Genomic DNA, 12,450 nt, shown 5'->3' on the forward strand with positions numbered 1-12,450 from the left:
GTTCTACCTCGAGGTGGTCTGGCTCGTCTGGGCCTCCGTGGTGCTCGTCGTCGTGGGCGCTCTCGTCGGTCTCGTGCTGTCGCGCCTCGGTTGGGGCGCCAACGGGCCGAAGTACGTCCCCAAGCAGCATTGAACCTGCTCGAGGAGCTGACCGCCGGCTCCGTCGCCGACAGTGAGGCGCGCGCCGCCCGCAGCCCGCTGCACGAGGTCGAGCGCTCGGCTCTCGCCGCGCCCGCAGCCCGTGACGCCCTCGCCTTCCTCGCGCCGTCCGACCGGGTGAAGATCATCGCCGAGGTCAAGCGCGCGAGCCCGTCGCGCGGCGACCTGGCGGCCATCCCCGATCCGGCGCACCAGGCGGTTCTCTACGAGACCGGCGGCGCGAGCGCGATCTCGGTGCTCACCGAGCAGCGTCGCTTCAAGGGGTCGCTCGAGGACCTGCGCGCCGTGAAGCAGGCGGTGACCCTGCCGGTTCTCCGAAAGGACTTCATCGCCACCGAGTACCAGGTGCTCGAGGCCCGCGCCGCCGGCGCCGACCTCGTGCTGCTGATCGTCGCCGCCCTCGACCTGCCGACCCTCACGCGGCTGCACGCGCTCGTCACCGAGCTCGGCATGACTCCGCTCGTCGAGGCCCATTCGGCGAGCGAGCTCGACGCGGCCGGCGAGATCGGTGCGCGGCTCGTGGGCGTGAACGCCCGCGACCTCACCACCTTCGACCTCGACCGCGACCTGTTCGGAAGCCTCGTCGACCGCTTCCCGGTCGGGGCGATCAAGGTGGCGGAGTCTGCCGTGCTGACGCCGGCGGATGTCGCCCACTACCGCGCGGCCGGAGCCGATGCCGTGCTGGTCGGCGAGGCGCTCGTCACCGGCGACCCCGTCGCCACCCTCCGCGCGTTCCGAGGAGAGACCGTATGAGCGCGCTGCGCGACGCCCAGGGGCCGTTCTTCGGCGAGTTCGGCGGCCGGTTCATGCCGGAGTCGCTCATCGCCGCGATCGACGAGCTCACCGCCTGCTACGAGTCGGCGAAGGTCGACCCCGCGTTCCATGCCGAGTTCGCCGAACTCCTGCGCTCGTACGCCGGCCGGCCCTCGCCGATCACCGAGGTGCCGCGCTTCGCCGCGCACGCGGGCGGCGCGCGCATCTTCCTCAAGCGCGAGGACCTCAACCACACCGGCTCCCACAAGATCAACAACGTCATCGGGCAGGCGCTGCTCACGAAGCGGCTCGGCAAGACGCGGGTGATCGCCGAGACGGGCGCCGGCCAGCACGGCGTGGCGACAGCCACCGCGGCCGCCCTCTTCGGCTTCGACTGCACGATCTACATGGGCGAGGTCGACACCGAGCGCCAGGCGCTGAACGTCGCCCGCATGCGTCTTCTCGGTGCCGAGGTCGTGCCGGTCACGACCGGCAGCCGCACCCTGAAGGACGCCATCAACGAGGCGTACCGCGACTGGGTCGCGAGCGTCGAGACGACGAACTACATCTTCGGCACGGCGGCGGGTCCCCACCCGTTCCCGGCCATGGTGCGCGACTTCCAGAAGGTCATCTCCGAAGAGGCGCGCGCGCAGCTCCTCGACGAGATCGGGCGCCTCCCCGATGCCGTGCTGGCGTGCGTCGGCGGCGGGTCGAACGCGATCGGCATGTTCGATGCGTTCCTCGACGACGAGGGCGTCGCCCTCTACGGCGTCGAGGCGGCCGGTGACGGCGTCGACACGGAGCGGCACGCGGCATCCATCGAACGGGGACGTCCGGGCGTCCTGCACGGCGCGAAGACCTACGTCCTGCAGGACGAGGACGGCCAGACCATCGAATCCCACTCGATCTCCGCCGGCCTCGACTACCCGGGCGTCGGTCCCGAGCACGCGTGGCTCGCCGCGATCGGTCGTGCGCAGTACATCCCCGCGACCGACGACGAGGCGATGCAGGCGCTGAGGCTCCTCAGCCGCACCGAGGGCATCATCCCGGCCATCGAGTCGGCGCACGCCCTGGCCGGCGCGATCCGCGTCGGCCGCGAGCTCGGCCCCGACGCCGTGCTCGCCGTGAGCCTGTCGGGCCGCGGCGACAAGGACATGGACACCGCCGCCCGCTACTTCGGCCTCTACGACGAGGAGGCCGGCGCATGAGCCGCGTCGCCGCCGCGATCGAGAAGGCCCACGCCGAGGGGCGTGGTGCGTTCGTCGGCTACCTGCCCGTCGGGTTCCCCGACACGGCCACGAGCATCGAGGCGGCCGTCGCCCTCGCCGAGGCGGGGGCCGACATCCTCGAGCTCGGTCCGCCGTACTCCGACCCGGTCATGGACGGCGAGGTCATCCAGCAGGCGACCCAGCAGGCGCTCGCGAACGGCTTCCGGCTGCGCGACCTGTTCCCGGCGATCGCGGAGATCACCCGCCGCGTGGATGTCCCGGTGCTGGTGATGACCTACTGGAACCCGGTGCTGCAGTACGGCGTCGACCGGTACGCGGACGACCTCCTCGCCGCCGGCGGCGCAGGTCTCATCACCCCCGACGTCACGCCCGAGTCGGCCGCGGAGTGGATCGCCGCCAGCGAGCGCACCGGCCTCGACCGCGTGTTCCTCGCGGCGCCCACCTCCACCGACGAGCGCCTCGACCTGGTCGTGAAGGCCTCGACCGGCTTCGTGTACACGGTCTCGACGATGGGCATCACGGGGGAGCGGGCAGAGCTGGATGCCGCGGCCCGCCGCCTCACCGAGCGTCTCCGCGCGCACGGCGCGGCGCACGCGTGCGTGGGCATCGGCATCTCCACGCCCGAGCAGGTCGCGGGTGTGGTCGGCTACGCCGACGGCGCGATCGTGGGCACCGCGCTCGTGCGCGCGCTGCGCGACGGCGGGGTCGACGGACTGCGCCGGGTGGCGGGGGCGCTCGCGTCCGGCACGGCTCGTCCGCGCCCGTAGACTCGCACCATGACGTTCGCCCCCACGAGCGCGCTGACCAGCGTGTTCGCCAGCATCCCGAGCCCGTCGATCAGCTACTTCCAGCTCGGTCCCGTGCGCATCTACTTCTACGCGCTGTGCATCATCGCGGGGATCGTGGTCGCGGTGCTGATGACGAACCACTTCCTCACCAAGCGCGGAGCGGAGCGCTGGGTCGTCATCGACATCGCCCTGTTCGCGGTGCCGCTGGCGATCATCGGGGCCCGCGCGTACCACGTGCTCACCCACCCGGCCGACTACTTCGGCGCGGGCAAGGACGTGCTCTCGGTGTTCTACATCTGGGAGGGCGGAATCGCCATCTACGGCGCGCTCATCGGCGGGGCGATCGGAGCGATCATCGGATGCCGCTGGACGGGCATCCGCTTCTGGACCTTCGCCGACGCCCTCGCACCGGGCCTGATCCTCGCCCAGGCCATCGGCCGTTTCGGCAACTACTTCAACCAGGAGCTCTTCGGCCTCCCCACCGACGCCCCGTGGGGCCTCGAGATCGACTCGTCGAACCCGGCGATCCCGCAGGGCCTGCCCGCAGGCACGCTGTTCCAGCCGACCTTCCTCTACGAGGTCATCTGGAACACGCTCGGCGCGATCGTGCTGCTCGTCATCGCCCGCCGGTTCCGCCTCCAGTGGGGTCGTCTGTTCGCGATCTACCTGATCTGGTACTCCGCCGGCCGCATCGTCTGGGAGAGCATCCGCATCGACCCGAGCGAGATCTACCTCGGGCTCCGCGTCAACGTCTGGGCGGCGATCCTCGGGGTCATCGCCGGCCTCGTGATCTACATCGTGCAGACGACGCGCCACCTCGGCCTCGAGCCGTCGCCCTATCGGCCCGGACGCGGAGCACCCGGTTCATCGCCTGTACAATCGCTGGATACCGACCAGTACGTCGACGTGAGCGAGCCGCCCGCGGACGCACTCGGTCAGGGCACCGCCACAAGCTCCGCTGCCGCACAGTAACTCCTTCGGGCCGACGTCGTCCCAGCACAGCACCAAGTGAGGACGGTACGCATGGCCCCCAGCCTCCGTCACAGCATCCCCGGCGGGACGTTCCCGGCCGCCCAGGGGATGTACAACCCCGCGTTCGAGAAGGACGCCTGCGGCCTGGCGATGGTCGCGACCCTTCGCGGCACGCCCGGCCACGACATCGTCAGCCTGGCGCTCACCGCCCTGCGCAACCTCGAGCACCGCGGCGCGATCGGCTCCGACGCGGGCACGGGCGACGGCGCCGGCATCCTCACCCAGATGCCCGATGCCTTCCTGCGCGCGGTCGTCGGCTTCGAGTTGCCCCCGGTCGGCGAGTACGCCGCCGGGCTCGCCTTCCTGCCGCTCGACGCGGCGGAGCGCCAGCGGGTCAAGGACGGGATCGAGCAGGTCGCGGCATCCGAGAACCTCATCGTGCTCGGCTGGCGCGAGGTGCCGACCGACGACGCCCACCTCGGCAAGCTCGCGTTCGAGGCTCGTCCCGCGTTCGAGCAGATCTTCGTCTCACGTCCCGCGGTCGGCGACGCGTCGGCGCTGTCGGGCATCGCGCTCGACCGCCGCGTCTACCGGCTGCGCAAGCGGGCGCGCCGCGAGCACGGCGCCTACTTCGTGTCGCTCTCCAGCCGCACCCTCGGCTACAAGGGCATGGTCACGACCCTGCAGCTCGAGCCGTTCTACCCCGACCTGCAGGACGAGCGGTTCACCTCGGAGCTCGCCGTCGTGCACTCCCGGTACTCGACAAACACGTTCCCGTCGTGGCCGCTCGCGCAGCCGCTGCGCATGCTCGCGCACAACGGCGAGATCAACACGGTCAGCGGCAACCGCAACTGGATGCGGGCGCGTCAGTCGCAGCTCGAGTCGGCGCTGGTCGGAGACATCCGCCCGCTGCTGCCCATCTGCACCGACGGCGCCAGCGACTCGGCCTCGTTCGACGAGGTGCTCGAGCTGCTCACGCTCACGGGACGCAGCCTCCCGCACGCGATCATGATGATGGTGCCGGAGGCGTACGAGAAGCAGGCCGACATCGACCCGCAACTGCGGGCGTTCTACGACTACCACTCCATGCAGATGGAGCCGTGGGACGGCCCCGCCGCGCTCATCTTCACCGACGGCACGCTCGTCGGCGCGACCCTCGACCGTAACGGCCTGCGCCCGGGTCGCTGGACGGAGACGACCGACGGCCTCGTCGTCATCGGCTCCGAGACCGGCGTGCTCGACTTCGAGCCCGAGCGCATCAAGCGCCGCGGCCGTCTGCGCCCGGGGCGCATGTTCCTCGTCGACACGGCCGAGCGCCGCATCATCGAGGACGACGAGATCAAGCAGCAGCTCTCCACCCTGCACCCGTGGCAGGAATGGCTGGACGCGGGTCGGGTGCGTCTCGCCGACCTTCCCGAGCGCGAGCACATCGTGCATCCGATCGCCTCGATCACGCGCCGCCAGCGCACGTTCGGGTACACCGAGGAGGAGGTGCGCATCCTCCTGACCCCGATGGGACAGAACGGCGCCGAGCCCCTCGGCGCGATGGGAAGCGACACCCCGGTCGCGGTGCTCAGCGAGCGTCCGCGCCTGCTGTTCGACTACTTCACCCAGCAGTTCGCCCAGGTCACGAACCCGCCGCTCGACTCGCTGCGGGAGGAGATCGTCACCTCCCTCGCACTCGGTCTCGGCCCGGAGCCGAACCTGCTGGCCTGGGGTCCGGAGCACACGCGCACGGTCACGCTCGACTTCCCCGTCATCGACAACGACGAGCTCGCGAAGATCCAGCACATCGACACGGCCCTCCCGGGCCGCACCTCGGTGACCATCCGCGGCCTCTACCGGGTCGAGGCGGGCGCGAAGGGCATGAAGAAGCGCCTCGAGCAGATGTGCAGCGAGGTCGACCAGGCCATCGAGGACGGCGCCGAGTTCATCGTGCTCAGCGACCGTGACTCCAACAAGGACCTCGCACCGATCCCCTCGCTGCTCTCGCTCGCCGCCGTGCATCACCACCTCATCCGCAACGAGACCCGCATGAAGGTCGGGCTCGTCGTCGAGGCCGGAGATGTGCGCGAGGTGCACCACGTCGCCACCCTCATCGGCTATGGGGCATCCGCCGTGAACCCCTACCTCGCGATGGAGACCGTCGAGTACCTCGTACGCGCCGGCTTCATCACCAACATCACGCCCGAGAAGGCCGTCCGCAACCTGATCTACGCGCTCGGCAAGGGCGTGCTGAAGATCATGTCGAAGATGGGCATCTCGACCGTGTCGTCCTACGCGGGCGCGCAGGCGTTCGAGGCCGTGGGGCTGTCGAGCGAGCTCATCGACGCCTACTTCACCGGCACCGAGTCCAAGCTCGGCGGCATCGGCCTCGACGTGATCGCGGCCGAGAACGCCGCACGCCACGCGTTCGCCTACCCCGAGGACGAGGCCGCCCGCACCCACGAGCGGCTGTGGACCGGCGGCGAGTACCAGTGGCGCCGCGACGGCTCGCCGCACCTGTTCAACCCGCAGACGATCTTCCGTCTGCAGCACGCGACGCGCGAGCGCCGGTACGACATCTTCCGCGAGTACACCAAGCTCGTCGACGACCAGGCGGCCGAGCTGAAGACCCTCCGCGGCCTGTTCGGGTTCAAGAAGAACCAGCGTCCGCGCGTGCCGATCGATGAGGTGGAGCCCGTCTCCGCCATCGTGAAGCGATTCTCCACCGGCGCGATGAGCTACGGCTCCATCTCGAAGGAGGCGCACGAGACGCTCGCGATCGCGATGAACCGCCTCGGCGCGAAGTCCAACACGGGCGAGGGCGGCGAAGACGTCGACCGCCTGCTCGACCCGGAGCGTCGCAGCTCGATCAAGCAGGTCGCGTCGGGCCGCTTCGGCGTGACGAGCCTGTACCTGACCGAGGCCGACGACATCCAGATCAAGCTCGCCCAGGGCGCGAAGCCCGGCGAGGGCGGTCAGCTGCCTCCCGGCAAGGTGTACCCGTGGATCGCCCGCACCCGCGGCGGCACCCCCGGCGTCGGCCTCATCTCGCCGCCGCCGCACCACGACATCTACTCGATCGAGGACCTCAAGCAGCTGATCTTCGACCTCAAGCGCGCGAACCCGCGCGCCCGGGTGCACGTGAAGCTCGTGAGCCAGTCCGGCATCGGGGCGGTCGCCGCCGGCACCGCGAAGGCCCTCGCCGACGTCATCCTCGTCTCGGGTCACGACGGCGGCACCGGCGCGAGCCCCCTCAACTCGCTCAAGCACGCCGGCACCCCGTGGGAGCTGGGCCTCGCCGAGACCCAGCAGACGCTCATGCTGAACGGCATGCGCGACCGCGTGGTGGTGCAGGTCGACGGCCAGCTCAAGACCGGGCGCGACGTCGTCATCGGCGCGCTGCTCGGTGCCGAGGAGTTCGGTTTCGCGACCGCGCCCCTCGTCGTCAGCGGCTGCATCATGATGCGCGTGTGTCATCTCGACACCTGCCCGGTGGGCGTGGCGACGCAGAACCCGGTGCTGCGAGAGCGCTTCTCGGGCAAGCCCGAGTTCGTCGTCAACTTCATGGAGTTCATCGCCCAGGAGGTGCGCGAGATCCTCGCCGAGCTCGGGTTCCGCACGCTCGACGAGGCCGTGGGCCGTGTCGACGCGCTCGACCTGAACGGCGCGATCGAGCACTGGAAGGCGGATGGTCTGAACCTCGCCCCCGTGCTCCAGGGTCCCGACTTCGCCGACGACGAGCCGCGGCGCAACCAGCGCGCCCAGAAGCACGAGCTCGACGACCACTTCGACGTGCAGCTCATCGAGCGCGCGCAGGACGTCATCGCACACGGCGGCCACCTCGAGATCGACCTGCCCGTGCGCAACACCGCGCGCGCTGTCGGCACGATGCTCGGCCACCACGTCACGCTCGCGCACGGCGAGAACGGTCTGCCGACCGACTCGATCGTCGTGAATCTGCACGGCTCCGCCGGGCAGTCGTTCGGCGCGTTCATGCCGGCCGGCATCACCCTCACCCTCGAGGGCGACTCGAACGACTACGTCGGCAAGGGTCTGTCGGGCGGACAGATCGTCGTGCGACCGCCGCGCGGCGCGACATTCCCCGCCTCGAAGAACGTGATCGCCGGCAACGTCATCGGCTACGGCGCAACGCAGGGAACGCTGTTCCTGCGCGGCACCGTGGGGGAGCGGTTCCTGGTGCGCAACTCCGGCGCGACCGCCGTCGTGGAGGGCGTGGGCGACCACGCGCTCGAGTACATGACGGGCGGGCTCGCGGTCATCCTCGGTGAGACCGGACGCAACCTCGGTGCGGGCATGTCGGGCGGCACGGCCTACGTGTACAGGCTCGACTCCGCCCTCGTGAACCGCGAGGCGCTGGCCGCCGGCGAGCTCGTGCTCGACGAGCTCGGCTCGGGCGACGCGGAGATCCTCAAGGACCTGCTCGAGCGCCACGTCGCCGAGACCGAGTCCGTGCTCGCCGCGAGCCTCCTCGAGCGCTTCGACGAGGAGATCGGCAACTTCGTGCGGGTCGTTCCGCGCGACTACGCAGCGGTGCTGCAGACGCGCCAGGAGGCGCTCGCGCAGGGCCTCGACCCCGACGGCGACGTCGTGTGGAACCGCATCCTGGAGGTGACGGGTGGCTGACCCGAAGGGCTTTCTGAAGACGACCCAGCGCGAGACCCCGTCGCGTCGACCGGTTCCCGTGCGCATCCTCGACTGGCGCGAGGTGTACGAACCGGGCGACTCCGCGGTGCTGCGTCGTCAGGCGGGCCGCTGCATGGACTGCGGCGTGCCGTTCTGTCACACCGGATGCCCCTTGGGTAACCTCATCCCGGAGTGGAACGACCTCACCTGGCGCGGCGAGGGCCGCGCGGCCATCGATCGTCTGCATGCGACCAACAACTTCCCGGAGTTCACCGGTCGCCTGTGCCCGGCCCCCTGCGAGAGCGCGTGCGTGCTCGGCATCAACCAGCCGGCCGTCACGATCAAGCAGGTCGAGGTGTCGATCATCGACCAGGCCTTCGCGAACGGATGGGTCGACTCCAAGCCGCCGGCACGCCTCACGGGCAAGACGGTCGCCGTGGTGGGGTCCGGCCCCGCCGGTCTTGCCGCCGCCCAGCAGCTCACCCGTGCGGGTCACACGGTCGCGGTCTTCGAGCGCGACGACCGCATCGGCGGTCTGCTGCGCTACGGCATCCCCGACTTCAAGATGGAGAAGCGCCACCTCGAGGCCCGGCTGCGTCAGATGCAGGACGAGGGCACCCGCTTCCGCGCGGGCGTGACCATCGGCACCGACATCTCCTGGTCCGACCTGCGTTCGCGCTACGACGCGGTCGTGATCGCGACCGGGTCGACGATCCCGCGCGACCTCGCCATCCCGGGCCGCGACCTCGACGGGGTGCACTTCGCCATGGAGTACCTCGTCGAGTCCAACAAGGCGGTCGCGGGCGACCAGGTTCCCCACCAGATCTCCGCCGAGGGCAAGCACGTCATCGTGATCGGAGGCGGTGACACCGGCGCCGACTGCATCGGCACCGCCCACCGCCAGGGCGCGCTCAGCGTGACCAACCTCGCCATCGGCACGCAGCCTCCGACCGAGCGCCCCGCGCACCAGCCGTGGCCGATGACTCCCACCGTGTTCGAGGTCTCCTCGGCGCACGAGGAGGGCGGCGAGCGGATGTTCCTGGCATCGACCGTCGAGTTCCTCGCGAACGAGGCGGGCGAGGTGCGGGCCCTCCGCGTCGCCGAGACCGAGTACGTCGACGGCCGTCGCGTGCCCAAGAGCGGTACCGAGCGGGAGATCCCGGCCGACCTCGTGCTCATCGCGATGGGCTTCACCGGCCCGGAGCGCGCTCTGCTCGAGGACCAGCTCAACACGCGGTTCACCGACCGCGGCAACGTCGAGCGCGCCGACGACTACGAGACCACCGTGTCGGGCGTCTTCGTCGCCGGCGACGCCGGTCGCGGCCAGTCGCTGATCGTCTGGGCGATCGCCGAAGGACGGGCCGCCGCGGCATCCGTCGACCGTTACCTCATGGGCGAGACCTCGCTGCCGTCACCGGTTCGTGCCAGCGATGTCGCGATCGGCCTCCAGCCCGCGTAGGCTCGAATCCAACCCCACAGCCACACACTGGAGCCGAACACAGGATGAGACGCGCGAAAATCGTCGCAACCCTCGGCCCGGCAACCTCCACCTACGAGATGGTCCGCGCGATCATCGACGCAGGTGTGGATGTCGCGCGCCTGAACCTTTCCCATGGCGACTACTCCGTGCACGACGCGAACTTCGCGAACGTGCGCCGGGCAGCCGACGACGCTGAGCGCCCGGTCGCGGTGCTCGTGGACCTCCAAGGTCCCAAGATCCGCCTCGGCAAGTTCGCCGACGGACCTCACGATCTCGCCCCCGGCGACATCTTCAAGATCACGGTCGAGGACATCCCCGGCACCAAGGAGATCGTCTCGACGACCTTCAAGGGCCTGCCGCAGGACGTCAAGGCCGGCGACTTCCTCCTCATCGACGACGGCAAGGTGCGCGTGAAGGTCCTCGAGACCGACGGCGTCACCGTCACGACCGAGGTGATCGTCGGCGGTCCCGTCTCGAACAACAAGGGCATCAACCTGCCCGGCGTCGCCGTGAACGTGCCGGCGCTGAGCGAGAAGGACGAGGCGGACCTCCGCTGGGCGCTGCGCATCGGCGCGGACATCATCGCCCTGTCGTTCGTGCGCTCTGCGAAGGACGTGCAGCGCGTGCACGTGATCATGGCGGAGGAGGGGCGCCACATCCCGGTCATCGCGAAGATCGAGAAGCCCCAGGCCGTCGACAACCTCGAGGAGATCATCGACGCGTTCGACGGCATCATGGTCGCCCGTGGCGACCTCGGCGTCGAGCTGCCGCTCGAGGCGGTGCCGATCGTGCAGAAGCGCGCGGTCGAGCTCTGCCGCCGCATGGCGAAGCCGGTCATCGTCGCGACGCAGATGCTCGAGTCGATGATCCAGAACCCGGTGCCGACCCGCGCCGAGACCAGCGACGTCGCCAACGCGGTGCTCGACGGTGCCGACGCGGTCATGCTCTCGGGCGAGACGAGCGTCGGCGCGTACCCGGTCGTGGTCGTGGAGACCATGGCCCGCATCGTCGAGTCGACCGAGGAGCACGGTCTCGAGCGCATCGCGCCGCTGACCACGAAGCCGCGCACGCAGCCCGGAGCGATCACGCTCGCGGCCCTCGAGGTCGCCGAGTTCGTCGACGCGAAGTGGCTGTGCATCTTCACGGAGTCCGGTGACACTGCCCGCCGCATGGCTCGCCTGCGCCCGCGCATCCCCATGATGGCGTTCGCCGCCGACCCGGCGATCCGTCGTCGTATGGCGGTCAGCTGGGGTGTGCAGTCGACCATCGTCGAGCACGTGCCGCACACCGACCGCATGTTCATCCAGGTGGACGACTTCTTCCTCTCGCACGGCCTCGCGAAGGTCGGCGACAAGGTCGTCGTGATCTCGGGATCCCCTCCCGGCATCATCGGCTCCACCAACGACATCCGCATCCACAAGATCGGCGACGCCGTGCACGGCAAGGCCCCGATCTACCAGGCGGAAGCCGAGTAGCACCGGTACGACGAAGAGGGATGTCCCGCGGGACATCCCTCTTCGTCGTCGGTACCGGTGGTGGGACTCGAACCCACATGCCCTCACGGACAACCGATTTTGAGTCGGTCGCGTCTGCCATTCCGCCACACCGGCGTGCGGCCTGCGCCGCGCATCGGGTTTGACCATACCTTAGGATTCAAAGGTGACTGATCTAGACGTACCCGCCCAGCCCGCGGCCCCGCGCCGCGTCGTCGTCGCCGAGGACGAGTCGCTCATCCGACTCGACATCGTCGAGATCCTGCGCGACAACGGGTACGACGTGGTCGGCGAGGCCGGCGATGGCGAGACGGCTGTCGCCCTCGCGACCGAGCTGCGCCCCGACCTGGTGATCATGGACGTGAAGATGCCGCAGCTCGATGGCATCTCCGCCGCCGAGAAGCTCAACAAGAACCACATCGCCCCGGTCGTGCTCCTCACCGCCTTCAGCCAGAAGGAGCTCGTCGAGCGGGCGAGCGAGGCGGGCGCGCTCGCCTACGTCGTGAAGCCGTTCACCCCGAACGACCTGCTGCCGGCGATCGAGATCGCCCTCGCCCGCCACGAGCAGATCATCACGCTCGAGGCCGAGGTCGCCGACATGGTCGAGCGCTTCGAGACCCGCAAGCTCGTCGACCGCGCGAAGGGTCTGCTGAACGAGAAGATGGGCCTGAGCGAGCCCGAGGCGTTCCGGTGGATCCAGAAGGCGTCGATGGACCGCCGTCTGACGATGCAGGATGTCGCGAAGGCGATCATCGAGCAGCTGGCTCCGAAGAAGGCCTGAGCGCCGCCTCAGACGCCGGGAGCGTCGCGCACCATGTTGGTGATGCGCACCGTCGAGCACCGGCGACCCGCGTCATCCGAGATGGCGATCTCGTGCACGGTCAGCGACCGTCCGAGGTGGATCGGCGTGCACACGCCCGTGACGTAGCCGCTCGTGGCCGACCGGG

9 protein-coding genes and 1 tRNA gene are annotated in these 12,450 nt (G+C 69.9%); 9 read left to right on the forward strand and 1 reads right to left on the reverse strand.

Annotated elements, in window-relative coordinates; genetic code table 11:
- The first annotated feature begins 52 nt into the window (after positions 1-52).
- The 8 genes from ASG00_RS18980 to pyk are packed head-to-tail and all read left to right on the forward strand — an operon-like array spanning position 53 to position 11,485.
- Entirely contained in the window at positions 53-133 is an 81-nt protein-coding gene (locus ASG00_RS18980; RefSeq protein WP_442922636.1) for a hypothetical protein, read from the forward strand.
- Positions 134-135: 2 nt separating this feature from the next.
- Complete coding sequence (gene trpC / locus ASG00_RS09695) at positions 136-912, forward strand: indole-3-glycerol phosphate synthase TrpC (RefSeq protein WP_056209241.1); 777 nt, start codon at positions 136-138, stop codon at positions 910-912.
- Positions 909-2,120 carry a tryptophan synthase subunit beta gene (trpB, locus tag ASG00_RS09700; protein ID WP_056209016.1) on the forward strand — a complete coding sequence of 404 codons (1,212 nt, stop codon included), beginning with the start codon at positions 909-911 and terminating at the stop codon, positions 2,118-2,120. The genes trpC and trpB overlap by 4 nt, the downstream gene beginning before the upstream one ends.
- On the forward strand, positions 2,117-2,908 hold the full coding sequence (trpA, locus tag ASG00_RS09705; RefSeq protein ID WP_056209019.1) for a tryptophan synthase subunit alpha: 792 nt from the start codon (positions 2,117-2,119) through the stop codon (positions 2,906-2,908). Before trpB ends, trpA begins: the two co-directional genes overlap by 4 nt.
- A 9-nt stretch (positions 2,909-2,917) precedes the next feature.
- Positions 2,918-3,901 (forward strand): prolipoprotein diacylglyceryl transferase, encoded by a 984-nt coding sequence (gene lgt / locus ASG00_RS09710; protein ID WP_056209022.1) that lies wholly within the window; start codon positions 2,918-2,920, stop codon positions 3,899-3,901.
- 51 nt (positions 3,902-3,952) lie between these two features.
- Positions 3,953-8,530, forward strand: a complete 4,578-nt coding sequence (gltB, locus tag ASG00_RS09715; RefSeq protein WP_056209024.1) for a glutamate synthase large subunit — start codon at positions 3,953-3,955, stop codon at positions 8,528-8,530.
- Complete coding sequence (locus ASG00_RS09720) at positions 8,523-9,989, forward strand: glutamate synthase subunit beta (RefSeq protein WP_056209027.1); 1,467 nt, start codon at positions 8,523-8,525, stop codon at positions 9,987-9,989. The genes gltB and ASG00_RS09720 overlap by 8 nt, the downstream gene beginning before the upstream one ends.
- 44 nt (positions 9,990-10,033) lie before the next feature.
- On the forward strand, positions 10,034-11,485 hold the full coding sequence (pyk, locus tag ASG00_RS09725) for a pyruvate kinase (protein WP_045248112.1): 1,452 nt from the start codon (positions 10,034-10,036) through the stop codon (positions 11,483-11,485).
- A gap of 52 nt (positions 11,486-11,537) precedes the next feature.
- Here pyk and ASG00_RS09730 read toward each other — a convergent pair.
- Positions 11,538-11,620: transfer RNA gene (locus tag ASG00_RS09730), tRNA-Leu, on the reverse strand.
- A 49-nt stretch (positions 11,621-11,669) separates the two neighbouring features.
- Between ASG00_RS09730 and ASG00_RS09735 the strand changes: the two genes are divergently transcribed.
- The gene (locus ASG00_RS09735) at positions 11,670-12,284 is read left to right on the forward strand and encodes an ANTAR domain-containing response regulator (RefSeq protein WP_045248113.1); all 615 of its coding nucleotides are present in this window, start codon (positions 11,670-11,672) and stop codon (positions 12,282-12,284) included.
- Positions 12,285-12,450: the final 166 nt, after the last annotated feature.

Origin of the sequence: Microbacterium sp. Leaf351, from assembly GCF_001423825.1 — a bacterium.
GTDB classification, from domain to species: Bacteria; Actinomycetota; Actinomycetes; order Actinomycetales; family Microbacteriaceae; genus Microbacterium; species Microbacterium ginsengisoli.

Excerpts from the sequence above, each read along its gene's own strand:
- trpB (WP_056209016.1), top strand. The coding sequence starts at position 909 with ATGAGCGCGCTGCGCGACGCCCAGGGGCCGTTCTTCGGCGAGTTCGGC.
- trpA (WP_056209019.1), top strand. The coding sequence starts at position 2,117 with ATGAGCCGCGTCGCCGCCGCGATCGAGAAGGCCCACGCCGAGGGGCGT.
- lgt (WP_056209022.1), top strand. The coding sequence starts at position 2,918 with ATGACGTTCGCCCCCACGAGCGCGCTGACCAGCGTGTTCGCCAGCATC.
- gltB (WP_056209024.1), top strand. The coding sequence starts at position 3,953 with ATGGCCCCCAGCCTCCGTCACAGCATCCCCGGCGGGACGTTCCCGGCC.
- pyk (WP_045248112.1), top strand. The coding sequence starts at position 10,034 with ATGAGACGCGCGAAAATCGTCGCAACCCTCGGCCCGGCAACCTCCACC.